This window comes from Glutamicibacter sp. BW80 (assembly GCF_002332385.1).
Lineage (GTDB): Bacteria > Actinomycetota > Actinomycetes > Actinomycetales > Micrococcaceae > Glutamicibacter.
The window spans coordinates 55,876-80,560 of record NZ_NRGV01000016.1; the positions used below are offsets into that span (position 1 = coordinate 55,876).

Annotated in this window: 24 protein-coding genes; 2 read left to right on the forward strand and 22 right to left on the reverse strand. The window is 59.0% G+C overall.

What is annotated here, in order from left to right; all coding sequences use genetic code 11:
* Window positions 1–269: 269 nt before the first annotated feature.
* Window positions 270–1,232, reverse strand: a complete 963-nt coding sequence (locus CIK76_RS03920; RefSeq protein ID WP_096283662.1) for an endonuclease/exonuclease/phosphatase family protein — start codon at window positions 1,230–1,232, stop codon at window positions 270–272.
* Window positions 1,233–1,614: 382 nt separating this feature from the next.
* Here CIK76_RS03920 and CIK76_RS03925 point away from each other — a divergent pair, with 382 nt between their 5' ends.
* On the forward strand, window positions 1,615–2,439 hold the full coding sequence (locus CIK76_RS03925; RefSeq protein WP_096283664.1) for an MBL fold metallo-hydrolase: 825 nt from the start codon (window positions 1,615–1,617) through the stop codon (window positions 2,437–2,439).
* A 33-nt stretch (window positions 2,440–2,472) separates the two neighbouring features.
* Here the strand turns inward: CIK76_RS03925 and CIK76_RS03930 are convergent, their stop codons facing one another.
* Window positions 2,473–2,982 carry a VOC family protein gene (locus tag CIK76_RS03930; protein WP_096283666.1) on the reverse strand — a complete coding sequence of 170 codons (510 nt, stop codon included), beginning with the start codon at window positions 2,980–2,982 and terminating at the stop codon, window positions 2,473–2,475.
* Window positions 2,983–3,051: 69 nt separating this feature from the next.
* Between CIK76_RS03930 and CIK76_RS03935 the strand changes: the two genes are divergently transcribed.
* Entirely contained in the window at window positions 3,052–3,891 is an 840-nt protein-coding gene (locus tag CIK76_RS03935; protein WP_096283668.1) for a helix-turn-helix transcriptional regulator, read from the forward strand.
* Here CIK76_RS03935 and CIK76_RS03940 read toward each other — a convergent pair.
* The 20 genes from CIK76_RS03940 to CIK76_RS04035 form a co-directional block, all read right to left on the reverse strand.
* The gene (locus tag CIK76_RS03940) at window positions 3,863–4,264 is read right to left on the reverse strand and encodes a RidA family protein (RefSeq protein ID WP_096283670.1); all 402 of its coding nucleotides are present in this window, start codon (window positions 4,262–4,264) and stop codon (window positions 3,863–3,865) included. The two genes, CIK76_RS03935 and CIK76_RS03940, sit on opposite strands and share 29 nt — an antisense overlap.
* Window positions 4,265–4,500: 236 nt before the next feature.
* Window positions 4,501–4,992, reverse strand: a complete 492-nt coding sequence (locus tag CIK76_RS03945) for a hypothetical protein (protein ID WP_096283672.1) — start codon at window positions 4,990–4,992, stop codon at window positions 4,501–4,503.
* Window positions 4,993–5,019: 27 nt separating this feature from the next.
* Window positions 5,020–6,093, reverse strand: coding sequence for a sialidase family protein (locus CIK76_RS03950; protein WP_096283674.1), 1,074 nt, complete (start codon window positions 6,091–6,093; stop codon window positions 5,020–5,022).
* A 274-nt stretch (window positions 6,094–6,367) separates the two neighbouring features.
* A complete protein-coding gene (rpsQ, locus tag CIK76_RS03955; RefSeq protein ID WP_096256894.1) occupies window positions 6,368–6,655 on the reverse strand; it encodes a 30S ribosomal protein S17 in 288 nt (95 codons plus the stop codon).
* Complete coding sequence (gene rpmC / locus CIK76_RS03960) at window positions 6,655–6,924, reverse strand: 50S ribosomal protein L29 (protein WP_096283676.1); 270 nt, start codon at window positions 6,922–6,924, stop codon at window positions 6,655–6,657. The genes rpsQ and rpmC overlap by 1 nt, the downstream gene beginning before the upstream one ends.
* A 2-nt stretch (window positions 6,925–6,926) precedes the next feature.
* Window positions 6,927–7,343 carry a 50S ribosomal protein L16 gene (gene rplP / locus CIK76_RS03965; protein WP_096283678.1) on the reverse strand — a complete coding sequence of 139 codons (417 nt, stop codon included), beginning with the start codon at window positions 7,341–7,343 and terminating at the stop codon, window positions 6,927–6,929.
* Window positions 7,344–8,129, reverse strand: a complete 786-nt coding sequence (gene rpsC, locus CIK76_RS03970) for a 30S ribosomal protein S3 (protein WP_096283680.1) — start codon at window positions 8,127–8,129, stop codon at window positions 7,344–7,346.
* Window positions 8,130–8,495, reverse strand: coding sequence for a 50S ribosomal protein L22 (gene rplV, locus CIK76_RS03975; RefSeq protein ID WP_096256898.1), 366 nt, complete (start codon window positions 8,493–8,495; stop codon window positions 8,130–8,132).
* 58 nt (window positions 8,496–8,553) lie between these two features.
* The gene (rpsS, locus tag CIK76_RS03980) at window positions 8,554–8,835 is read right to left on the reverse strand and encodes a 30S ribosomal protein S19 (RefSeq protein WP_096283683.1); all 282 of its coding nucleotides are present in this window, start codon (window positions 8,833–8,835) and stop codon (window positions 8,554–8,556) included.
* Window positions 8,836–8,847: 12 nt separating this feature from the next.
* Complete coding sequence (gene rplB, locus CIK76_RS03985; protein ID WP_096283685.1) at window positions 8,848–9,687, reverse strand: 50S ribosomal protein L2; 840 nt, start codon at window positions 9,685–9,687, stop codon at window positions 8,848–8,850.
* A 31-nt stretch (window positions 9,688–9,718) separates the two neighbouring features.
* Window positions 9,719–10,021 carry a 50S ribosomal protein L23 gene (rplW, locus tag CIK76_RS03990; RefSeq protein ID WP_096283687.1) on the reverse strand — a complete coding sequence of 101 codons (303 nt, stop codon included), beginning with the start codon at window positions 10,019–10,021 and terminating at the stop codon, window positions 9,719–9,721.
* Window positions 10,018–10,620 carry a 50S ribosomal protein L4 gene (gene rplD, locus CIK76_RS03995; protein WP_096283689.1) on the reverse strand — a complete coding sequence of 201 codons (603 nt, stop codon included), beginning with the start codon at window positions 10,618–10,620 and terminating at the stop codon, window positions 10,018–10,020. The genes rplW and rplD overlap by 4 nt, the downstream gene beginning before the upstream one ends.
* 4 nt (window positions 10,621–10,624) lie before the next feature.
* A complete protein-coding gene (rplC, locus tag CIK76_RS04000; RefSeq protein ID WP_096283691.1) occupies window positions 10,625–11,275 on the reverse strand; it encodes a 50S ribosomal protein L3 in 651 nt (216 codons plus the stop codon).
* Between the two features lie 20 nt (window positions 11,276–11,295).
* Complete coding sequence (rpsJ, locus tag CIK76_RS04005) at window positions 11,296–11,604, reverse strand: 30S ribosomal protein S10 (protein WP_013349689.1); 309 nt, start codon at window positions 11,602–11,604, stop codon at window positions 11,296–11,298.
* A 398-nt stretch (window positions 11,605–12,002) separates the two neighbouring features.
* Window positions 12,003–15,686, reverse strand: coding sequence for a hypothetical protein (locus tag CIK76_RS04010; RefSeq protein WP_096283694.1), 3,684 nt, complete (start codon window positions 15,684–15,686; stop codon window positions 12,003–12,005).
* Window positions 15,687–15,866: 180 nt separating this feature from the next.
* On the reverse strand, window positions 15,867–17,057 hold the full coding sequence (tuf, locus tag CIK76_RS04015) for an elongation factor Tu (RefSeq protein WP_096283696.1): 1,191 nt from the start codon (window positions 17,055–17,057) through the stop codon (window positions 15,867–15,869).
* 244 nt (window positions 17,058–17,301) lie between these two features.
* Window positions 17,302–19,416 (reverse strand): elongation factor G, encoded by a 2,115-nt coding sequence (fusA, locus tag CIK76_RS04020; protein WP_096283698.1) that lies wholly within the window; start codon window positions 19,414–19,416, stop codon window positions 17,302–17,304.
* Between the two features lie 70 nt (window positions 19,417–19,486).
* On the reverse strand, window positions 19,487–19,957 hold the full coding sequence (rpsG, locus tag CIK76_RS04025) for a 30S ribosomal protein S7 (RefSeq protein WP_096283700.1): 471 nt from the start codon (window positions 19,955–19,957) through the stop codon (window positions 19,487–19,489).
* Entirely contained in the window at window positions 19,957–20,331 is a 375-nt protein-coding gene (rpsL, locus tag CIK76_RS04030; RefSeq protein WP_096283780.1) for a 30S ribosomal protein S12, read from the reverse strand. Before rpsL ends, rpsG begins: the two co-directional genes overlap by 1 nt.
* 450 nt (window positions 20,332–20,781) lie before the next feature.
* Window positions 20,782–24,672 (reverse strand): DNA-directed RNA polymerase subunit beta', encoded by a 3,891-nt coding sequence (locus tag CIK76_RS04035; protein WP_096283702.1) that lies wholly within the window; start codon window positions 24,670–24,672, stop codon window positions 20,782–20,784.
* Window positions 24,673–24,685: the final 13 nt, after the last annotated feature.

The following is a 24,685-nucleotide window of genomic DNA, read 5'->3' on the forward strand; positions in this document are numbered from 1 at the left end:
TCTCCACGATACGATCGCTTACCCCCACCGGCGCGGGCGCACCGAATGCTGATCCCAATTGCTGGCAGGGCCGAGGCGTAAAATATCGAGGCTGTACTGCGCAACCCGACGGTGTCAGGCCGCACTGCATCGCACCGAAGGTGGATAGTCCTCGAATGAAATGCGCACAGAACCTTAAGTCTAGCCTAGATTCACGCCATTTAGAAATGGTGTGGTAATAGGAAAGCTAGCGTTCTTGGTCACACCCGCGGCCCGGATTGCTCCCGGCTTTACGGGCTTGCTGGCGGCTGCAGATGCAAAGTTGCGCTGAGCGCCAAATGATCCGAGCCGGGCAACCGAATGGATTTCGTCTCCGAGACCGTAAACCCACGAGAAATGATGTGATCAATCTCTATGACTGGACTCGGCAGTCGCGTGGCCGGCCAAGTCGCCGCAGGAACAAACCCCGAAGCTTCATCTAGCCCCTGCACCGCGCGGCGGTATTGCGGATGGCCGCGCGTGGCATTGAAGTCGCCCGCCAAAATCACCGGGTTTTCACCATGCGTTTCGATCCACTTCTCCACGCTGCCAAGCCCCTGCTCCCAGGTTTCCGCATTGCCCAATGGCGGATACACATGCACTGCGGCCAAGGGCACCTGCTGTCCCTGAACCTCGATCAGCACCGTGGGCATGCTGAACCACCCGGTCTCTTCGGTACTCAGCTCCGTCTCGGTCTGGGTCAACGGGAGTTTTGAAAAGATGACTGTGTCCCGGTTTCCATCTTCCGGCGCCGGAGCTGTCCGGTAGAGATATTCGGTCATGGCCCCGCGGGCCGCGAGCGATTCATGCAACGGCTCACTGGTCTCCACCAAAACAAGCACATCTGGATCTTCGCTGCTGATCTCTCGCGCCAGCTCGGCGGGATCTGCCTGGGCCTTATAGGTATTAAACGAAAATACCTTCAGCGCCGGTCCAGGTTCTGTGCCGGCCGGCGGATTGAACTGCAGGTAAGGCTGCAATCCGAAGATGAGCACCAAAAGCAGCACCGCTCCCGGAAGCAATTTGCGCCGCCAGCAGGCATAGACCAGCGCAGCAAATGGGATGAGCAGAAGCCACAGCGAGGCCGCCTGCACCTTGGGAAGCACTCCCCCGGCGAGCCACGGTACATGCGCGAGCCCCGCAATCAGCAGTGACATCAGCACGACTGGGATCCACAAGGTCTTTTTCCGTTTTTGCAGATCAATTGTAGGCATACCGGGAGCTTATCCTGTCGGGATGTTTAGCAGGAATCAGCCCCACGGCTCGCGGTATTTATTCCATGGCCCAGCCGGTAGCGTTGCACAACTCGCAGGGATTCTCGTGGCGGATCTGGCCGTTGGAGCCGCCGGTGGGGGCCAAACTTCTCCGGGTAGGACGAACGGTGAGTGTTGCGGCGATTAGTTGACTGCCATAACCCGCACTGCACGGATGCAGCGCTCCCCTGCGACGGTTGCCTAGGCGCGCTGCTCGTGGAGCACTCTGCGCTCCCGGACACAGCCGAGATGACCCTGGAATTTGTGCTGATGCCGATGGCCCAGGCCCATTGCTGTCGGCTGATCCGCCATTTTGACCACCGACGGCTGTACCGTTGTGGTCATGTCTTGGGTTGAGGTCGCAAACGACGTATTCGTGAAATCTTTTGGCGCAGATAGCGTCAACATTGCCGCGATCCTCGGGCCTAGCGGCACGACCGTCGTTGACACCGGCGGTTCACCCAGTGAAGCCAGGGCAATAGTCGATGAGCTGAGGCAACGCTTCGGCAAACCAATCGTGGGCGCGATCAATACCCACGCGCACTACGATCATTGCTTTGGTAATTCCGTATTTGCCCAATTGGGCGTTCCGATTATCGGCCACCAGCGGATCCCTGCCCACTTCGATTCCTTTGAAGCACCACGTTTGAAGGCATGGCGCAAGGATCCCAGCCGAGAAACAGACAAAGCATGGGACCAGGTCGCCTTGGTGCACCCGTCCGTGCTTGTGGAACAAGCGGCGACGCTGACCGCTGGTGGACGCGAGATTGCCTGTTTGCCCGTATCGCGTGGACACACGGACACAGATCTTGCGGTCTTCGTTCCCGACGCCCGAGTATGGATGCTTGGGGATGTGATCGAAGAATCCGGGCCTCCCATGTTCGGTTCGGGAAGCTGGCCGCTTGACTGGCCCGAATCCTTGCGCACGCTGCTGACTGGAATCGGGCCAGCGGATGTGATCGTTCCGGGGCACGGGCGGACCGTGGATCTCCAATTTGCCAACACGCAGGCCTCAGAACTCCACGCTGTGGCTCATGCGGTTCGAAGCGCATGGAACGCCGGGCGCAGCATTGATGAAGCACTAGCCGCGGCCGAATTGCCTTGGCCCCGCTGGATGCTGCACTCCGCATTTGAACGAGGATTCTCCGAACTATCCGCACAAGGGTGAAGTCGATGCACAAGCACGCGGACCAAGCGCAGCTCAGGCCTGCTGCTCCGCCGCCCACCGGGCTACGCGCTCCTTGCTCTGCGCTTCGGAGAGATCCTCCACCCTGGACATCAGCGACCAGCGTACTCCAAAGGGATCGATGATCGAGGCAAAACGATCACCGGACACGAAGGTTGCCACCGGCTCGCGGATTGCGGCTCCCGCCGCCTCGGCCTTTGCCACTAGCTCATCGACGTTCGGGCAGTACAGGCCCATGGAGTAGCAGGCTTCGGGTTGCGCGGGTGGTGCAACGAGTCCGTAGTCGGGGCTCGGCTCTCCCAACTGCAGTTTACCGTTGCCAAAGTCCAGGTCTGCGTGGACCAGCACTCCCCCGATCTCGGTGGAGTCCACGACTCTGGCGTCAAAGACCTCACGGTAGAACTCCACGGCCCCAGCCGCATTCCGGATCGCCAAAAACGGAGTCAACGATGTGGATCCGCGAGGGATCCCTGCGACGGTGTGCTGCCCGGTCACACCCATTTTGTTTTCTTCTCGATATTCCATACCTTCACCCTAGGAGCTTGTGGCACGCTGGGACTTGTAGATTCGCGCCAATCGTGGAGGTGAACAGTCATGGACAGCTCGGCCGAACGTCGTGGCGTGCTCTACCCCGCGAAGTTGCCAGACTTCATGCGAGTGCCGGCTCCCGAAGAGTTGCGTGACCGCGTGGGCTGGTTCTGGCTGGCTCGCTGGGATATTGCCCCAGGCCGTTCCTCGCGCCAAGAATTGCTTCCGTTCCCCTGCATGAATGTGGATATTCAACGCCAGGGCGTGACGCTCTCCGGCGTTGCTTCCGGTGCCTCGCATCGTGATTTGAGCGGAACCGGCTGGGTCCTCGCGGCCATGCTCCTGCCCGCGTCCACCCCGGCCTTCGGCCTTGATCCGCGCAGCTTGCTCGGAGCCGAGATGCGCATCCCGGGACCGACACCGCACGAACCGATCTGCGCATTGCTGGCCGGCCCGGTGAACAGGGAAACCATCGAATCGGCGATCAGGCTCTTCGCGGCCTGGCTCGAAGCGAAGATCCCGCGTGCTTCGGTCCAAGGGCTTCTGGCGAATCGCATGCTTGAGCTGGCCGCCGGGCAGAGGGAAATGATCAATGTCCCCCAGCTGGCACAGGCCATGGGGATATCGGTGCGCAGCGTCCAGCGCCTGGCAAATGATTACGTGGGGCTCGCACCGTTGACCATCATCCGCCGATACCGTCTGCAAGAAGCCGCACAGCGGCTGCGTGAAAGCCCTGAAACAACGATCGCCCAGATTGCCGCCGAGTTGGAGTACGCGGACCATGCGCATCTGACCACCGATTTTCGCCAGGTACTCGGTTTCACCCCGAGCGCCTACCGCGCAAATTCGAAAGCAGCAGACACGGTCTTTCGCGAGCCTAGTCAAACAGCGCGGCCACCGCACTGATTTCGACGAGTGCGCCCTGCACGCCCAAGCCTGCGACGAGGCTCGCGGTCACCAGCGGCGGATTCGCGGAGCTCAGTTCGCCGGCGATAGCCCCGTAGGCGCGGGATACGTCGACGCCCTCGGCGAGTTGGACGTTCCAGGAGATCACATCGGCCAGATCCGCGCCGACGGCGTTCAGAGCGATGCGTGCGTTGTGCAACGCCCGAGCGGCCTGTACCGCCACGTCCTCGGCACCGATGAGCGTCCCGCGCTCGTCGACCGAGTTTTGCCCGCCCACGTAAACCATTCGCGCCCCTGGCGGCACCACCGCCACGTGGCTGAATGCGGGCGAGTGGACAAGGCCCGCGGGCCGGATGAATTTGATAGAAGCCATGCCCTATGCTGACAGCGCTGCGCCGCTACTTCAAGAGCTCTGGTTTTACCGTTCTCCCGTTATGTTGTTGACAACTCATTAACACCGAGGAACATAGGAGCCGTCGTCCGACCAATCTCGGCATGGTGCCTTGCCCCCTGCTTATCCAATAGTCCGGGGGTGTTGCCGCCGAGATTGGGATGGCAGCTGACTGGGAACGCCTGCTGAACAGTTCTTACGAAGTTCGGTGAAACCGTTTACGCGGGAGCCGGATGGATAATGCCGGTAGCGGTATCAGCGACAAAGTTGTTGTGCCACGAATCATCACCAGCATCGAGTGAACAACGCACCTCAGCCGATCCGCGCTCGATGTCAGCGGATGTGAGGGTATAGGTCGGTGTGAAAAAGTTGATGGCCTTCCCCGGAGGCACGACTGCTTCAGGGAACTGCTGGTTGAGATCCCCATCAAAGTTCCCATTCAGCGCAACTTTGAGCGAAGTCTTTCCTTCATTGGAAAAACGTCCCGTAAAAGCGAGGAAATCGCCGGCCCGGAGACCCTGCTTTGGCGCCCCGTAGTTGGCTTCCTGCGCTTCGCGCGTACCTAGGATCTGGTCACCGCCAGCGTATCCCTGCCCAACTTCTTTCCATGCATGATGCCCCCATTCACCGGCATTGGCGGATATGACATGGAATTCACCGACATTGACCCACTTTTCTGGTTGCCCGGGAGTTATAGAACGCAGCACCATGTTGAATGGGCCCGTTTCTAGATCCGTTTACGTGTCGGCGGCCCGACGAAGTGCGCTTTCGCTGAGCGCGGCCGATTCCAGTCGCGCAAAAACAATATTTGTGTACCCATTGTCCTCCAGTAGAACTCCGAGTGCCCCATCTGCCAGACGCGTTCCCGTGGAGTACGCAGAACTTCCGGGACATATTGAGGCGACCGGTTGCCATTGAGTGCCTGCATCAAATGACACGCTCAGAACGGTGTTGCGGCGAAGTGAGCTATCGCGGTTATTCGTGGCCAACAAGATAGGTCTCGGCTTGTCATTCTCGATAGAAAATATGCTGCCGTTGTCACCAGGATCCGGCAGTGAAGGGGCCGGAATTAGCGGCCCGTAGCTGTGTCCACCATCGCTGGATACGGCTTGGACCCGATGACCTGGTGCGCGTGAGTTCAGCAAGACTCGACCATCCGAAAGCTCGACTACCTTATTCTCATTGGCCTCCTCCGCCGTAGACTCGCCAAGCGTCCAAGTCTCCCCGTGATCATCGGAATAGGCCGAGGCGGCTTTGATGACGCCGTTTTCAAGCAGCACCATCTGCTGCACCAATCGGCCGGCAAAGCGACCTTGGGTCAGTTGAATGCCAGCACCGGCGGCAGCAAAAATCCCAGTGATCCCCGGGCGTTTGAGCTGTTCTGTGATCCTGCGGTATCGCCAGCTCAATCCGTCATCATCCGAATAGGCGAGATCCACATGTTGCACCGCATCCTCGGGCTCGATGCCTTCAACGGACTCAAAGAAGCCAGCATGAGTGCCCGCAGCGTGGAAACAGAATATACGTGAGGTCTGCTGATCTACTATCAGGCTGGGGTCGCCAAAGCCTTGCAGGCCGGTGCCGGTACGGATATTCAGCTGTGCGCCCCACGAAAGGCCATGGTCCGTACTTCGCCGAAGTAGCAGATCGATAGTGTTTGGCAGATCGTCAAGATTTGGGCGGCCATCGTAGGCTGCGAGTACGGTTCCAGCGGTCGTGACGGCCAGAGCCGGGATGCGGTACTGGCGGTGTCCGTTGACGCCACGAGTTGCCAATATCTGCGAAGAAAAGTTTGGTGATCGATCTGACATGTTCCATGTCTACCGCGGCGGGGAGCATGTATCAACTCCTCATTGATGTCATTACGCACTGATCAGCACCGTAGTCCCCTACCAGCCGGTCTGCCGCGAACATCGATATGGGCCCCAGTACGTGAATGCGGAATCTTCGCACCAAGCTGCAGTCCGTTATAACGCACTCTGCTGCAGTCGCAACCCGGGGGCACAAAAAACGCCCCGGGCCGCTTGCGCAGTGCTCCGGGGCGTTTTCAGTTATTCACGTAATCCGTGAAATCACCGAGAAAGCTTACTTAGCCTTCTCAACGATCTCAACGAGACGCCAGTTCTTGTCTGCTGACAATGGGCGAGTCTCTGCGATTACAACCAAGTCGCCAATGCCGGCTTCGTTGTTCTCGTCGTGAGCCTTCACGTTCTTGTTGCGACGCATGACCTTGCCGTAAAGGGCGTGCTTAACACGGTCCTCAACGTCAACGACGATGGTCTTCTGCATCTTGTCGGAAACCACGTAACCACGGAGGGTCTTGCGGTCGTTGCGCTCTACAGCTGCGTCCACGACGTTATCCTTCTCGCTCATTACTTGGTTTCCTTGCCCTTCTTGGTCTCTTCAACCGGGACAACAACTTCCTTACGAAGACCCAGCTCGCGCTCACGCATTACGGTGTAGATGCGTGCGATGTCGCGCTTGATAGCCTTCAGGTTGCCGTGGGTTTCAAGCTGGCCGGTAGCCGACTGGAAACGCAGGTTGAACAGTTCTGCCTTGGCCTTCTTCAATTCCTCGTTCAAACGAGTATTATCGAAGCCGTCCAGGGAGTCGACGCTTAGATCCTTAGAACCAATAGTCATCCCTATTCACCACCCTCACGACGCACGATGCGTGCCTTCAATGGCAGCTTGTGGATTGCGAGACGCAATGCTTCCTTAGCTACCTCTTCTGAAACGCCATCAAGTTCGAACAAGATGCGTCCTGGCTTTACGTTTGCAACCCACCACTCCGGGGAACCCTTACCGGAACCCATGCGGGTTTCGGCTGGCTTCTTGGTCAGTGGACGGTCTGGGTAAATGTTGATCCAGACCTTACCGCCACGCTTGATGTGACGGGTCATCGCGATACGAGCTGCCTCGATCTGACGGTTCGTCACGTAAGCAGGAGTAAGAGCCTGAATGCCGTATTCACCGAAAGCAACAGTGGTTCCGCCCTTGGCAGCGCCGGAGCGCTTCGGGTGGTGCTGCTTACGGAACTTCACTCGACGTGGGATAAGCATTTAAGCCTGTCCTCCTTCCGCAGCCGGAGCTGCAGCGCCCTTACGCTCTGGACGACGACGACGCTCTCCACCACGTGGACGATCGTTGCCACCGCCGCGGCCACCGCGAGCCGGAGCTGCTGCGGCCTGCTGTGCAGCAAGTTCCTTGGCGGTTACGTCGCCCTTGTAGATCCAGACCTTCACGCCGATACGGCCGAAGGTGGTCTTGGCTTCGAACTTGCCGAAGTCGATGTTCGCACGCAGGGTGTGCAGCGGCACACGACCTTCGCGGTAGAACTCCTTGCGGGACATTTCTGCACCGCCAAGACGACCGGAGCACTGAACGCGGATGCCCTTGGCACCAGCGCGCATTGCCGACTGCATTGCCTTCTTCATCGCGCGGCGGAAAGCCACACGCGAAGCAAGCTGCTCGGCGATGCCCTGGGCGACCAACTGGGCCTCCATGTCAGGGTTCTTGACCTCGAGGATGTTCAGCTGAACCTGCTTAGCCGTCATCTTCTCCAGTGCGCCACGGATGCGATCTGCTTCGGCGCCGCGGCGGCCGATCACGATGCCCGGACGTGCGGTGTGGATATCCACACGAACACGGTCACGAGTGCGCTCGATCTCGACGCGGGCGATGCCTGCACGATCCATTCCGGTGGACAGCAATGCGCGGATCTTTACGTCTTCTTTTACGTAATCTGCGTAGCGCTGTCCTGGCTTGCTGCTATCGGCGAACCAGTGCGAAACGTGGTCAGTGGTGATGCCGAGACGGAAACCGTTCGGGTTTACCTTCTGTCCCATTTAGTTCTCCCCACCCTTCTCCGGGGTTGAAACAACCACGGTGACGTGGCTGGTGCGCTTCTTGATCTGGAATGCGCGACCCTGAGCTCGCGGCTGGAACCGCTTCATGGTCGGACCTTCGTCAACAAACGCTTCGCTGATGATCAGCTCGTCCTCATTGAATGCTTCACCTGCACGGTCTGCAGCGGCACGGGCGTTAGCCACTGCCGATGCAACAACCTTGTACACTGGCTCCGAAGCTGCCTGTGGGGCAAACTTCAGGATAGCCAGCGCTTCGTTGGTCTGTAGACCACGAACAAGGTTGACGACGCGCCGGGCCTTCATAGGCGTCACGCGAATATGGCGCGCAATTGCCTTGGCTTCCATTGCTTTCCTTCTCTCGTCTCTCGAAGAGGGGTAAGCATCTCTAGATCCCTAACGGGACCTAGCGACGCTTGCCCTTCTTGTCGTCCTTTACGTGGCCACGGAACGTGCGGGTGGCTGCAAACTCTCCGAGCTTGTGGCCAACCATTGATTCGGTGACAAACACTGGAATGTGCTTACGACCGTCGTGCACGGCGATGGTGTGTCCCAGCATGTCCGGGATAATCATCGAACGGCGGGACCACGTCTTGATGACGTTCTTGGTGCCCTTTTCGTTTTCAGCTTCGACCTTAAGGAAGAGGTGCTGATCGACGAAGGGGCCTTTCTTCAGGCTGCGTGGCATGTTTCCAGGCTCCTATCGCTTGTTCTTGCCGGTACGACGGCGACGCACGATAAGCTTGTCGCTGTCCTTGTTCGGACGACGAGTGCGTCCTTCACGCTTACCATTAGGGTTGACCGGGTGACGACCACCGGAGGTCTTACCTTCACCACCACCGTGTGGGTGATCGATCGGGTTCATGGCGACACCACGCACGGTTGGGCGAACGCCCTTCCAGCGCATGCGGCCGGCCTTGCCCCAGTTGATGTTGATCTGCTCGGCATTGCCAACTTCGCCGATGGTTGCGCGGCAGCGCACATCAACGTTGCGGATTTCACCCGAAGGCAAACGCAGCTGAGCGAAGCGGCCCTCACGAGCCACCAGCTGGATCGAAGCGCCTGCGGAACGTGCCATCTTGGCACCGCCGCCGGGACGCAACTCGACCGCGTGGATTACGGAACCAACCGGGATATTGCGAAGCGGCAGGTTGTTACCTGGCTTGATATCCGCGTTTGGACCGGCCTCAACCTGGTCGCCCTGCTGGAGCTTGTTCGGAGCAACGATGTAGCGCTTGGTTCCATCAATGTAGTGGAGCAAAGCGATACGCGCGGTGCGGTTCGGGTCGTACTCGATGTGAGCAACGGTTGCCGGAACGCCGTCCTTGTCGTGACGACGGAAGTCGATCACGCGGTAGGCACGCTTGTGTCCGCCACCCTTGTGTCGGGTGGTGATCTTACCGGAGTTGTTACGGCCGCCGCTCTTGGTGAGCGGGCGAACCAGCGACTTTTCCGGAGTCGATCGGGTGATTTCTGCGAAGTCAGCTACCGACGAGCCGCGAAGGCCCGGGGTAGTTGGCTTGTACTTACGAATTCCCATTTTTCTTATTCCTCGTTAAAGTGGTCTCCGCTTAGGAAAGCGGACCGCCGAAGATGTCAATCGATCCTTCTTTCAAGGTGATGATTGCGCGCTTGGTATCCTTGCGTGCACCCCACCCGAACTTGGTGCGCTTGCGCTTACCGGATCGATTCATGGTGTTTACGGACTCAACCTTGACGTTGAAGATAGCTTCAACGGCATTCTTGATTTCCGACTTGTTCGAACGTGGGTCGACCAAGAAGGTGTACTGACCTTCATCGATCAGGCCGTAGCTCTTTTCCGAAACGACTGGTGCGATGACCACATCGTGCGGAGCCTTTGAGAAGACGCTCACTTGGCTTCCTCCTTCTGGACCAGTGCTTCGAAGGCAGCCTTGGTGAAGACTACGTCATCCGAAACCAGAACATCGTAGGTGTTCAACTGGTCGACGTATAGGACGTGCACGGAATCAAGGTTGCGCACCGAAAGTGCTGCAACATCGTTCGCGCGGTCAATGACGACGAGCAGGTTCTTGCGCTCGGTCAGCGAACGCAAGGTTGCCAGAGCTTCCTTGGTCGACGGGGTTTCACCGGCAACCAGGTTCTCGATCACGTGGACACGATCGAAGCGTGCGCGATCAGACAGGGCGCCGCGCAGTGCAGCAGCCTTCATCTTCTTCGGGGTACGCTGCGAGTAATCACGTGGGGTTGGACCGTGGACAATGCCACCGCCGGTCATGTGTGGAGCACGGATCGAACCCTGACGGGCGCGGCCGGTACCCTTCTGCTTGAACGGCTTGCGACCGGCGCCGGAAACTTCCGAGCGGTCCTTGGTCTTGTGGGTACCCTGGCGGGCAGCAGCAAGCTGTGCAACGACAACCTGGTGCAACAGCGGGACGTTGGTCTGTACGTCGAAGATACCTGCTGGCAGGTCGACGTTAAGTGCCTTAGTCATTTACTTATGCTCCCTTCACGGCGGTGCGTACGAGAACGACGCGACCGCGAGCGCCTGGAACGGCACCCTTGATCAGCAGAAGGTTCTTCTCAGCGTCGATGGCGTGAATGGTCAGGTTCTGAGTGGTTACCCGCTCAGCACCCATGCGACCGGCCATCTTCTGTCCACGGAAAACGCGACCTGGGGTCGATGCGCCGCCGATGGAACCTGGCTTGCGGTGGTTCTTGTGCGCACCGTGGGAAGCCGGAGCACCCTTGAAGTTGTGACGCTTCATAACGCCGGCAAAGCCCTTACCCTTCGAGGTGCCTACAACGTCGACCTTCTGGCCTGCGTTGAACAGCTCGACGGACAGTTCCTGTCCAGCGGTGTACTCGGCTGCATCTTCAGTGCGCAGCTCCACCAGGTGACGACGTGGGGTCACGCCGGCAGCTTCAAAGTGACCAGCCAGTGGCTTGGTGACCTTGCGTGGGTCGATCTGGCCGTAGCCGATCTGAACTGCGGTGTAGCCATCACGCTCAGCGTTAACTAGCTGGGTGACAACGTTGCTGTCAGCCTGCACGACGGTGACTGGGATCAGAATGTTGTTTTCATCCCAAACCTGGGTCATGCCGAGCTTCGTGCCCAACAGTCCCTTGAAATTACGGGTTGCGGTCATAGTTTTCTCGCCACCTCCCCTTAAAGCTTGATTTCGATGTTGACATCCGCTGGCAGGTCGAGACGCATCAGCGAATCAACAGCCTTCGGGGTCGGATCGACGATGTCGATCAGACGCTTGTGCGTGCGCATTTCGAAGTGCTCACGGCTGTCCTTGTACTTGTGTGGCGAACGGATAACGCAGTACACGTTCTTTTCCGTTGGCAGCGGCACTGGGCCGACTACGGTTGCGCCTGCGCGCGTGACCGTCTCAACGATCTTCCGGGCCGAAACGTCAATGACCTCGTGGTCATACGACTTCAGCCGGATGCGGATTTTCTGTCCCGCCATGGCGTCATGCCTCTTTCTGTTAGCACTATCTAGAATTACTGTGCCTGTATACGGGCCCTTGCGGACCGGCACGCCTTACGCTGCGACTGAATCCGGATCAGATCCGGGTTCCTCACCCGCAGGTGGCTCCGACCCCCGCGGTCGGGCGTGTCGTGTAAATTTTAGTCACGACAAAACCGACAGGGTTTTCACTTTGTGCGAAGGTCTTTTGGTTTGCAGCGGTTGTATCGATCCCGAACCCCAGGCATTATCCTGGGTGAGAGCCGATCCCGGTCGCGCAAACCACTACCGATTACCCCTCGCGGGGATCGGGTTGCAATCAAGCAACTTATCTAGTCTGACAGGTCGACCGCCGTGGCGCAAATCTTTTGCCCGGATTCAGCCCAGTGATCTTGACCTCACGAACCGGCATCGCCGCGATCTTGGCGCTCTCGCTCCGCGCCGCCCGGGTCAGCCTCCTCGCTCTTGGGCTTGCGTTCAACGCGCACCAGCTTGAGCACCGCCGCGACAATCAGCGCGATGCCGGCAAGCACCAGCCAAAGGAATGCCAGGTACCGCAAGAACCATAGCACCGCCGCGGTAATGGCGATCGCGCCCCACCAGATGTAGCGCTTCTGCCCCAGCTTCAGGCCGAGAACGATTAATGCGGCAAAGAAGAAGAGGCTAAAGACCTGCGCCGTCCCATTGCCATCTGCCAGGGTGCTCAACTGGGTCAGCGAGGCAAGAACGGCGGCCGCGACCAGATACCCATGAGCCACCGGCGAGCGTTTGCCCATGAAGTGGCGAACGGCCAGGATGCCGGCAACGAGCGTGAAGTACAGGAAGAAGAAACTGATATCTGGCAGGCGAATGATTTGGCTGTAGCTGCTGAAGCCCAACAATGCGCCGAGCACTATCAGCACATCGCTCCCCCACCGAAGCCAGCGCGTCGGCAATTCGTACATCCGAACTAGAACGGCGGCACCAAAGATCAGCACCGCACCGGCACTAATCCACACCGCCCGCAGATCGTTGAAATGCACCAACGCCCCGGCGATCAGGGTGCTTAGAATCATCGCCGCGAAATAGATACGCGCAGCGGCTCCGCTGGCCCCGCGCGAGGTCACCAGTTCGCGGGGAAAATGTGGAACCGGCTCGGCGAACCGGCCATGCAAGAGCGAAATGATCAACAGCACCATTGCAGTGAATAGCAGCTGCCAGGTGGGGTCCATCCAGGGCTGCAGGCCCGATGGCCTAGTCCCCCGCCAGAACTCGATGCCTTGGCCAATAGCTCCCAGCAATGCAAGACCGGCGCCGGCCGCCAACCACGGGATTTTCCGGGTGTGAACCAAAAGCCCGAGCTGCAGCGCGGCAATCAGGAAGATCAGCGCGAACCACCCGGGGGCGGGAGCTGCGAGCCCAATGCAGAACAACGCGAAGACCGTGCCAAAGATCGGCGCGAAGCGCAGTGTGGCCGAATCACGCAAGCGCCACTGTATCCCCAGGCTGATCAGCGCCAGCGCCATGAGCAGAATCTGAATCATCTGCACAGACCACCACGGTCCGTGAATCCAGCCGGTGGCTGAGAAGCTTTGCACGCCTTGGACATAGCACAGGCCGCACAGTCCCATGATGGCTGCGAAGAGCAGGAACTCTGCATGCTTGGACTGCCCTCTGATGCCCAAGTACCCTGCCACCGAATGAATGATCCACAAGCTCAATCCCAACAGCATGGTGCCACGGTCATGCAGCCCAAAGCTCACATCTCCGATGACTAGGACTAGCGGCAGCAGGCAAACCAGTCCGACGGTAATCCACAGCATCTCTCGGCTCAAACGGCGTCCGGTTCGCATGACGAGGAACAAGCGAAGCAGTTGCGGCACCATAACCGATACCAGCAGCAGCGCGAAGCGACCATGGGAATCAAAATTCATCATGTCCACAAACCACCAGATGCTCAGGGTGAAGGTGATTTGTGCGGCGCCGGCGTAGCTCATCTTCCAGCGTGGTGAGTGAACCAGATGAGCGCCACGCAGATAGAAGAATAGATTCACAAGTCCCACGAAAGGCAGGGCGTTTTGCGGCTCCTGGAAGCTGAGCAGGAAGAGCCCACCACTAGCTGCCAGCACCATGGTGCGCAGTATTTGCACTGCGCGTTCCTGGCCGAAGCCATCGTTGCGCCAACCGGCCAGAATCACGCTGGCCAACGTTAGGAGGATTCCTATGAAGAACCAGTTGCCGGCAGGTAGTCCAAGGAAGCTTGCCGTAGCAGCATCCACGCCAGCCACCTGGTTCACCATAGATCCGATGTACCCCAGGGTGATCAACGCCAGCAGCGCGGAAGCACCGAAACGAATGAGTTGCCCACGAGTCCGGTCGGCTAGCCGAGCGCCTTGGAGCGTCGAGATGAGCCACAGTGCAAACAAAGGTACCCACAGGCCCACAACCCACGCTAGCTGCAGCGAGACATTCTCCGACACGTTCATCGCGTACCAGCTTGACCTACCCGTTTGGTGATCAAAACCGCTCAGCATCTGCTGCACCGTGCGACCGCCAAATCCGCCGAAGACAAGGAACCCGATCCACCGGGTCTGGTCTAGCGCCAGATGCCAGCGGCGATCCGTTTCGCTGCGCATCGCGAGTGTGAGTCCCACCAGCGCCACGGCTACCCCCGGCAATGCCCGCCAGGCAAACCAGTCACTGGCGGTGATCCCCAGCAGGACCAGCGCCACGATAGCGGCCGCTTCAATCTTTCCCCGCTTGCCCAAGGCTGGAACCGCGAAGAGCTGAAGCACGGGAATCAACAGCACCGCATACCACCAAGGAATGAGTTCTCCGCTGGCATTGAGCATAACCGCGAGCGTTGAAGCGCAGACCAGCACCCAGAGGAGCACCCGTTCGGCCCGCCACCATTTGGCTGGCACCGTGAAAAGCCGGCGATAACCTTGCGCATAATGCGTGATCGCCAAGGCCTGCGCCGCCCAAAGCACCGCGATGAGCACCCAGGTAATCCGTGGTTCCCAGGCCAGGTAATTTGCGGTGGCGAAAATCAGCAGCATGAAGCTCACGCGTGCCGCGTAGAGCCGATGCAGCCGGAACCTCACCAGCAATCTGATGGAGAGCAGCAGGTGGGCGGTCACCAAGAAGAACACCCACACCAAGTCGCGGGCATGCAAGGTGGTCAACATGACTAATGCCAGGCCGAGCACCAACAGCGGCAGCAACTGCGCGGTGGCGGACACGGCCGAGTAGAAGAGCGAGGAGCGTACCTTTGCGCTGCGCACGGCCAGGACAAGCAGCACCAGGGAGAGCAACAGTAAGAAGAGCAGGTAGAACAAGATGCCGCGTTGCACCGTGGCCGCGCAAGCCATAGTGGTGGAGACCACTACGAAGACCGCAATCCACGCTAGCACCCGGGAGCGTAAACGGAGGGTGGCGAAACCCACGGCAAGGGTGCCCAGTACCGAGAAGACCAGCCACACCACTGCCGCCGGCACCGGGAGCGTCAGGTAGGTCGCGATTCCCGATAAAGGCAATAAGGCCATCCCGGTTCCGGCGAAGGCGCTGGCGGCAGGCTTGAGATTCTGCTTTGCCCCGTGCACATAGAGTCCTCCGCCGTAAAAGGCCGCGGCCAATGCGAACAAGGCGATGAGTTTAGGCAGCGGCGGTAATGCGAAACTCAGGAACAGGGCTCCGGCGGCCACGATCAGCAGGGCGGCCACGTAGAGGGTGACGTTGATATTGCGCAGTTCCCGTTCACGCGGGGTCAGTTGCTTCACCGGGCGGACAGGCGCTGCGGGTGCTTGGACCGGCGGCCGGGCATAGACCTGTGCAGCGGGGTTTGCCACCGGGGCTTCCAGGGGCCAGTTACTCGCCTCTTGGCTCGGTGGCGGCAGAGCGTTCGTGGAAGGCTGCTGGGTGTGCGAAGGCATCGCCGGTGGCTGCTGGGCGGTACGTGCCGCGTAGTTAGTGGCGGCGTTATAGCCTTCCTGCCAGGCTTGCTGCTTGGCCTCGGAGTTCACCGTGTGGTTCCTGCGGCCAATGCGAAAGCCTATGAAGAAGCTGGCAGCCACGAGCAGGAGAACCAAGATGAACCAGAACATGCCGCGACCTTAGATCGATGAACTCGCAGAGGGATATCCACGCAATCCAATTAGACCACTGCATTGACATACTTGGCACTTAACGCGCAGATGTTAAGCAAAAAGATCTCCACCTCTTCCGAAGAAGTGGTGGAGATCTTTTTTGTCAGACCAGTTGGCCTAGATCAGTTAAGCAGCGAACTACTTGGTGATCTTGGTGACCTTGCCCGAACCAACGGTGCGGCCGCCTTCACGGATAGCGAAGCCGAGGCCATCTTCCATGGCGATTGGCTGAATCAGCTCAACCGACATTTCGGTGTTGTCGCCTGGCATGACCATCTCGGTGCCCTCTGGGAGGGTGATGACGCCGGTCACGTCGGTGGTGCGGAAGTAGAACTGCGGACGGTAGTTCGAGTAGAACGGGTTGTGACGTCCGCCTTCGTCCTTCGACAGGATGTAGACGTTGGCATCGAAGCCGGTGTGCGGGGTGATCGAGCCTGGGGCTACGATAACCTGGCCGCGCTCGACATCGTCGCGCTTCAGACCGCGAAGCAGCAGGCCACAGTTCTCGCCGGCCCATGCCTCGTCGAGCTGCTTGTGGAACATCTCGATACCGGTAACGGTGGTCTTCTGGATCGGACGGATGCCGACAACTTCGACTTCCGAGTTGATCTTCAGGGTGCCACGCTCGGCGCGACCGGTCACAACGGTACCGCGACCGGTGATGGTGAAGACGTCTTCGATTGGCATCAGGAATGGACGATCGCGATCACGAACTGGGTTCGGGATGTAGGTATCGACTGCTTCCATCAGTTCCTCGATGGACTTGGTCCACTCAGCGTCGCCTTCCAGAGCCTTCAGGCCCGAAACGCGGATCACTGGTGCATCGTCGCCATCGAAGCCCTGCGAGGAGAGAAGTTCGCGAACTTCCATCTCGACGAGCTCAAGGAGCTCCTCGTCCTCAACCATGTCGGACTTGTTCAGTGCAACCATCAGGGATGGCACGCCAACCTGACGAGCAAGCAGAACGTGCTCGCGGGTCTGAGCCATTGGGCCGTCGGTAGCAGCAACCACGAGGATTGCGCCGTCCATCTGAGCCGCACCGGTGATCATGTTCTTGACATAGTCAGCGTGGCCTGGAGCGTCAACGTGTGCGTAGTGACGGGTCTCGGTCTGGTACTCAACGTGCGAGATATTGATGGTAATACCGCGCTGGCGCTCTTCTGGAGCGGAGTCAACCGACGCGAAGTCGCGCTGCTCGTTGAGATCAGGGTACTTGTCAGCAAGTACCTTGGAGATGGCGGCGGTCAACGTGGTCTTACCGTGGTCAACGTGACCAATGGTGCCGATGTTGACGTGCGGCTTGGTCCGCTCGAACTTTGCCTTTGCCACAGGTTCCTCCTAGAAACGTTTTACAGAAGACTTACTTACGATTGCGCGATTCGCAAACGAACTGGAATCAGTCTACTGGGGGCTTGGATATTTACGAAAATTTCGGTCCTGCGCGGGCCCTGCATGTGATGCAAATCCCTCGTTGGCCGTTTGCGAGGCCGGCTTCATTGGCAATAAAGCCGGCTTCGCGATCGGCCACTCCCCCACACTGGCGGGGTCACGGCCAAGTTTGGTTCCTAGACGATTACTCGCCGCGGGCCTTCTGGATGATCTCTTCGGCAACTGCCTTCGGGACCTCAGAGTAGCTGTGGAAAGTCATCGAGTACACTGCACGACCCTGGGTCTTTGACCGCAGGTCACCAATGTAGCCGAACATCTCCGACAGTGGCACGTGGGCATTGATAACCTTCACGCCAGCTGCATCGGACATCTCGGTGATCGAGCCACGGCGGGAGTTAAGGTCGCCGATAACGTCGCCCATGTACTCTTCCGGGGTACGAACTTCCACGCTCATCAGTGGTTCAAGCAGGATTGGGTTAGCGCGGCGTGCGCCTTCCTTGAATACCTGTGAGCCAGCGATCTTGAACGCCATTTCCGAGGAGTCAACGTCGTGGTAAGCACCGTCGATGACGGTAGCCTTCACGCCGACCATCTGGTAACCAGCAAGGATGCCGTACTGCATGGCGTCCTGGATACCGGCGTCGATGGATGGGATGTACTCACGAGGGATACGACCACCGGTGACGGCGTTCTTGAACTCGTAGGTAACTCCGTCGACAACCTCTAGAGGTTCGAACGAAACCTGGACCTTTGCGAACTGGCCCGAACCACCGGTCTGCTTCTTGTGGGTGAAGTCAACCTTCTCCACAGCCTTCTTGATGGTTTCGCGGTACGCGACCTGTGGCTTACCCACGTTGGCTTCCACGCGGAATTCGCGCTTCATGCGGTCCACCAGGATATCCAGGTGAAGCTCGCCCATGCCGCCGATTTCGGTCTGGCCGGTGTCGTCGTTCAACGAAACGGTGAAGGTCGGATCTTCCGCAGACAGCTTCTGGATAGCGGTCGACAGCTTCTCCTGGTCACCCTTGGTCTTAGGCTCGATGGCCACGAAGATCACTGGTGCTGGGAACGACATCGACTCAAGCACGATCGGGTTCGCTGGATCGCAAAGGGTATCACCGGTGGTGGTATCCTTCAGGCCGATCACGGCGTAGATGTGACCTGCGTGGATCTCGTCAACCGGATTCTCCTTGTTGGAGTGCATCTGGAAGAGCTTGCCAACGCGTTCCTTCTTCTGCTTAGTCGAGTTCAGCAACTGGGTACCAGATGATGCCTTGCCCGAGTAAACGCGAATGAAGTTCAGCTGGCCGAAGAATGGGTGCGCGGCGATCTTGAAAGCCAGTGCCGAGAATGGTGCATCCTCGGAAGGCTCGCGAGTCAGCTCGACCTCTTCGTCCTTTGGATCGTGGCCCACCATGGCGCCCACGTCAAGTGGGTTTGGCAGGAAATCGATCACTGCGTCGAGCATTGGCTGCACGCCGCGGTTCTTGAAGGCCGAACCACAGAAGACCGGGTAGATCTCCGAGTTGATGACCATCTTGCGAATGCCGGCCTTGAGCTCATCATTGCTGATCTCTTCGCCTTCGAGGAACTTCTCCATGAGCTCGTCAGAGCCCTCGGCGACATCCTCAACCAGCTTGGCGCGGTACTCGTCGGCCTTAGCCTGCATGTCTGCAGGAATTTCGCGAGTCTCGTAGGCGGCACCCATGGTGACGTCACCCTTGGAGTCGCCTTCCCAGACGAATGCCTTCATGGTCATCAAGTCGACCACACCGGTGAATTCGTGCTCGGAGCCGATAGGCAGCTGCATCACCAATGGCTTGGCACCCAAGCGCTTGACGATCGTATCTACGGTGAAGTAGAAATCAGCGCCCAGCTTGTCCATCTTGTTGACGAAGCAGATACGCGGAACGTTGTACTTGTCAGCCTGACGCCAAACGGTCTCAGACTGAGGCTCAACGCCTTCCTTGCCATCGAACACGGCAACGGCGCCATCGAGCACGCGCAGCGAGCGCTCCACCTCAACGGTGAAGTCAACGTGGCCAGGGGTGTCGATGATGTTGATCTGGTTGTTGTTCCAGAAACAGGTCACGGCCGCGGAGGTAATGGTGATACCGCGTTCCTTTTCCTGCTCCATCCAGTCGGTGGTCGACGCACCGTCGTGGGTCTCACCGAGCTTGTGATTCACACCCGTGTAGAACAGGATGCGCTCAGTAGTAGTGGTCTTACCAGCATCGATGTGTGCCATGATGCCGATATTTCGGACCTTATTCAGGTCAGTAAGCACGTCCTGTGCCACGTTGTCTCCCTAAAAGGTGAGGCTAGGATTGGCTGGGTGCCTTTTGACACCCAGCAATTCCAAGCGGTTCTTACCAGCGGTAATGGGCGAAGGCCTTGTTGGACTCGGCCATCTTGTGAGTGTCTTCGCGACGCTTCACAGCGGCACCCAGACCGTTCGATGCATCCAAGATCTCGTTCATCAAACGCTCGATCATGGTCTTCTCGCGGCGAGCCTTCGAGTAGCCAACCAACCAGCGCAGTGCAAGTGCGGTTGCGCGGCCTGGCTTGACCTCGACGGGAACCTGGTAAGTAGCGCCACCAACACGGCGTGAACGAACCTCGAGGGCCGGGCGGATGTTATCCATGGCCTTCTTGAGAGTCGTCACAGCGTCGGTGCCGGACTTTGCGGCCGCACCTTCGAGTGCACCGTAAACAATGCGCTCTGCAGTGGACTTCTTGCCGTCGACGAGAACCTTGTTGATCAGCTGAGTGACCAATGGGGATTCGAAGACCGGATCAGAAACTAGTGGGCGCTTTGGCGCCGGACCCTTACGAGGCATTACTTACCATCCTTCTTCGCGCCGTAGCTGGAACGAGCCTGCTTACGACCCTTAACACCCTGAGTATCAAGAGCACCACGTACAATCTTGTAACGAACACCTGGGAGGTCCTTTACACGACCACCGCGAACGAGCACGATGGAGTGTTCCTGCAGGTTGTGTCCGACACCTGGAATGTAAGCGGTAACTTCGATGCCACCGGCAAGGCGCACACGTGCGACCTTACGCAGAGCCGAGTTAGGCTTCTTCGGGGTGGTGGTGTACACACGGGTGCATACGCCACGACGCATTGGGTTGCCCTTGAGGGCAGGAGCCTTGGTCTTGACGACCTTAGGCGAGCGGCCCTTACGGACCAGCTGCTGAATAGTAGGCACTTTCGTGTCCTTCCATTGTCTAAGTTTGTCGGCACCACAACCGAACAGGATCTGCGAAGTTGTGGAGCTAGCTGCTTGCTTTGCGGCCAACAGGAACGGAAAGTCCCTAGGCGTGCGAAAGTGTGGCATTTGTTGCGCAACCTGCCCGCAACCCGGACCGAGTCCATTTTGCCACACCTAAAACAATTGATCTCAGTCTAGCATTAAACCGCCATCGCTCTAGTTTCCGTAAGCTATCTCACCAATGCACTGATCCTATCGAGCCAAGCTGAACGGCGGCGATACCGCAGGTGACCACGGGGTGAATCCAGCAGCGTCACTTATGACAGATCATCTTTAGTGGACTATTCCCCCACTGATCTATCTACTAATTGGTCTGCGCTTAAATGGAACGCCCGCCGGCACACGAGGTACCGGCGGGCGTTTTGACTAACTAGTCAGAATCCGTGTTTAGCGGAAGTCCGAACCGTGGTCGTAGTCGTCCATCGAGATGGCCTGGAACTCTGGCGAAAGGTTGCCCTCCAGCGCATCGTCGTACAGGCCCGAAGAGAAGGCCGAAGAACCGGTGAACAAAGTTGCCTTTGCTTCGTCGGTTGGCTCGACGTTGATCTGGGTGTAGCGATCCAAACCGGTACCGGCCGGGATCAACTTACCGATGATCACGTTCTCCTTCAGACCCAGCAATGGATCCGACTTGCCTTCCATCGCAGCCTGAGTCAGGACGCGGGTGGTTTCCTGGAAGGAAGCAGCCGACAGCCATGAATCGGTGGCAAGCGATGCCTTGGTAATACCCATCATCTCGTCACGACCGGCGGCCGGGCGCTTGCCCTCGGTGACGGCCTTCTTGTTCGCAGCGGTGAAGCGCGAACGGTCGGCCAGCTCGCCCGGAAGCAAGTCGGTTTCGCCGGATTCGATGACGGTGACGCGACGCAGCATCTGGCGGACGATGACTTCCACGTGCTTATCGTGGATGCCTACACCCTGGGACTGGTACACGTCCTGGACCTCACGGACCAAGAACTTCTGAGCTTCACGTGGGCCGAGGACTCGAAGAACCTGCTTCGGATCCAGGGTACCGCTGGTGAGCTGAGTACCGGCGATGATGCTTTCGCCCTCTTCAACCAACAGGCGAGCACGACGCAGAACCGGGTAGGCCTGCTTCTCGTCGCCGTTGTCTGGAGTGACCACAACGCGCAGCTGCTTCTCGTCGTCCTCGATCGACACGCGACCGGTGACCTCGGACATCGGAGCCACACCCTTAGGGGTACGGGCTTCGAACAGTTCCTGGATACGAGGCAGACCCTGGGTAATATCGTCAGCCGATGCAACACCACCGGTGTGGAAGGTACGCATGGTCAGCTGGGTACCAGGCTCACCGATGGACTGTGCGGCGATAATGCCCACGGCCTCGCCGATGTCCACGGTCTTGCCGCTGGCCAGCGAGCGACCGTAGCACAGAGCACAGGTTCCCACGGCCGAATCACAGGTCAGCACGGAGCGGACACGGATCTCATCGACGCCGGCTGCGTACAGCTGGTCGATGAGCACGTCGCCCACATCGGCGCCGGCTGCTGCCAGCACGTTGCCCTCCGCGTCCTTGGCCTCGGTGGCCAGGGTGCGGGTGTACGCCGAGTTCTCGACGGTTTCGTGCATCATGCGCACACCAACGGAGTTGTTGGCGATCGGCACGGTCAGGCCGCGGCGGGTGCCACAGTCTTCTTCGCGCACGATAACGTCCTGTGAAACGTCCACCAGACGACGGGTCAGGTAACCCGAGTTAGCGGTCTTCAACGCGGTATCGGCCAGACCCTTACGGGCACCGTGGGTCGCGATGAAGTACTCCAGAACCGACAGGCCTTCGCGGTACGAAGACTTGATCGGGCGAGGAATAATTTCACCCTTAGGGTTGGACACCAGACCACGGATACCGGCGATCTGCCGCAGTTGCAGGTAGTTACCACGAGCCTTGGAAGTCACCATGCGGTTAATGGTGTTCAGCTCTTCCATGCCGTTCTTCATCGCCTCGGCAACCTCATCGGTAGCCTTGGTCCAGATGTCGATCAGGTCCTGGCGGCGTTCGGTATCGGCAATCAAGCCCTTATCGAACGAAGCCTGAACCTTTGCGGCACGAACCTCGTAAGGAGCAAGGATGGCTGCCTTGTCCATATTCGAGGTAATATCCGAGATTGCCACGGTGACGCCCGAGCGGGTTGCCCAGTAGAAACCGGCATCCTTCAGGTTATCCAGGGTTTCGGCGGCGGTGATCTTCGGGTAGCGCTCGGCCAGATCGTTGACGATCTCCGAAAGCGCATCCTTGCCGGTCACGTGGGCAACCCATGGGTAGTCCGCTGGCAGGGTGTCGTTGAACAACACCTGGCCCAGCGAGGTCTCCAAGAGCGCATCGGTGCCTGGCTCCCAGCCTTCCGGAGCTGGCTGCTCCTCGGAAGGAACGAAGTTCGGTACGCGGATCTTGACCGGGGCGTTCAGGTGCAGCTCACGCAGGTCCATTGCCATAATAGCTTCGGCAACCGAGGTGAAGGTGCGTCCGGCACCGGCTTCGGTAGCGCGCTTGGTGGTCAGGTGGTGCAGACCGATGATCATATCCTGCGAAGGAAGTGCCACCGGGCGGCCGTCCGAAGGCTTCAAGATGTTGTGCGAGGACAGCATCAGGATGCGCGCTTCGGCCTGGGCTTCTGGGCTCAGCGGCAGGTGGACTGCCATCTGGTCACCGTCGAAGTCGGCGTTGAAGGCAGCACAAACCAGCGGGTGCAGCTGCAGCGCCTTGCCCTCGACCAGCTGAGGTTCGAACGCCTGGATGCCCAAACGGTGCAGGGTAGGTGCACGGTTCAGCAGTACCGGGTGCTCGGTGATGATCTCTTCGAGAACATCCCAAACCTGTGGGCGGTAACGCTCAACCATGCGCTTGGCGCTCTTGATGTTCTGTGCGTGGTTGAGGTCAACCAGGCGCTTCATCACGAACGGCTTGAAGAGCTCCAGGGCCATCTGCTTAGGCAGACCACACTGGTGCAGCTTCAGCTGCGGACCAACCACGATGACCGAACGGCCCGAGTAGTCAACACGCTTGCCGAGCAGGTTCTGGCGGAAACGACCCTGCTTGCCCTTGAGCATGTCGCTCAGGGACTTCAGCGGGCGGTTACCCGGTCCGGTGACCGGACGGCCACGACGACCGTTGTCGAACAGCGAGTCAACAGCTTCCTGGAGCATGCGCTTTTCGTTGTTCACGATGATCTCGGGGGCACCGAGATCCAGCAGGCGCTTGAGGCGGTTGTTGCGGTTGATCACGCGGCGGTACAGGTCGTTCAGGTCCGAGGTGGCGAAACGGCCACCGTCGAGCTGAACCATCGGACGCAGCTCTGGTGGGATCACCGGAACGGAATCCAGCACCATGCCCTCTGGCGAGTTCTGGTTGACCAGGAAGGCGTTAACCACCTTCAGGCGCTTCAGTGCACGGGCCTTCTTCTGGCCCTTGCCCTCGTCGATGATCTTCTTGAGCAGTTCGGCTTCGCCGGCAAGGTCGAAGTTCTGCAGGCGCTTCTGGATCGATTCTGCACCCATGGAGCCTTCGAAGAACAGTCCGTACTTCTCACGCATGGTGCGGTACAGGCCTTCATCGCCCTCAAGGTCAGCGACCTTCAGGCCCTTGAAGCGTTCCCAGACCGCACGCAGGCGCTCTGCTTCGAGCTTCGCGCGCTTGTCGATCTGCAGCACGGTCTTCTCTGCCAGGGTGCGAGCCTTGTTCAGCTCGGCGCCCTTGGCACCGTCGGCCTCCATGCGCTCCAGCTCGGTTTCGAGCTCGGCGGCGATGGCCTTCTTGTCGGCTTCCGCGTTGTTTGCCAGGTTGCGCAGTTCCAGATCATGCTGGGCCTGCAGGTTAGGCAATTCGGCGTGGCGACGTTCTTCGTTGACGCTGGTGATCATGTAGGCAGCGAAGTAAATGACCTTTTCGAGGTCCTTCGGAGCCAGATCCAGCAGGTAGCCCAAACGCGATGGAACGCCCTTGAAGTACCAGATGTGGGTCACTGGAGCGGCAAGCTCGATGTGTCCCATGCGCTCACGACGAACGTTAGCGCGGGTCACCTCGACGCCACAACGCTCACAGATGATGCCCTTGAAACGTACACGCTTGTACTTACCGCAGTAGCATTCCCAGTCCCGGGAAGGGCCGAAGATCTTTTCGCAGAAAAGTCCGTCCTTCTCTGGCTTCAGGGTGCGGTAGTTAATGGTTTCCGGCTTCTTGACTTCGCCGTAGCTCCAACCGCGAATTTCTTCTGCGGTAGCAAGGCCAATGCGCATGAGGCCGAATGAGGAATCGCTGGACATAGGGTCCTTTTCT